This window comes from Dysgonomonas sp. 25, assembly GCF_010501075.1.
Classification (GTDB): domain Bacteria; phylum Bacteroidota; class Bacteroidia; order Bacteroidales; family Dysgonomonadaceae; genus Dysgonomonas.
Map to the genome: position 1 here is coordinate 1 of NZ_QVMN01000054.1, position 304 is coordinate 304.

The following is a 304-nucleotide window of genomic DNA, read 5'->3' on the forward strand; positions in this document are numbered from 1 at the left end:
GCCTGAACCGTTACGTAAACCCAGTTATCCTCCCCTTCTGTAATCTTTATTTTTCCGTTCGCTGACTCCTCTTTTGTCACTTTGAACACTGTCTTATCTTCTGCCTTTACCTGTGATGTCATAACTAGGGTCAAAAGCATCATCACCACTCCTACTAAGGTCAGTAACCGTTTCTTTACTTTCTTCATATTTGAGTTCTACTCCTTTTCTTTTTGCTAAAAATAAGCATCAGGTTTCCCTCATGCTTAGCTTCAAATCCCTATCCTCTTGTCTTCTATACCCTCAATAAAATCACCTCCCTTAT

The 304-nt window shown here is 39.5% G+C and carries 1 protein-coding gene; it reads right to left on the minus strand.

The window, feature by feature from the left end; all coding sequences use genetic code 11:
• Positions 1 to 188: hypothetical protein (locus D0T66_RS16305; RefSeq protein WP_221412249.1), on the minus strand; the 188-nt coding region annotated here is incomplete at its 3' end.
• Positions 189 to 304 lie beyond the last annotated feature (116 nt).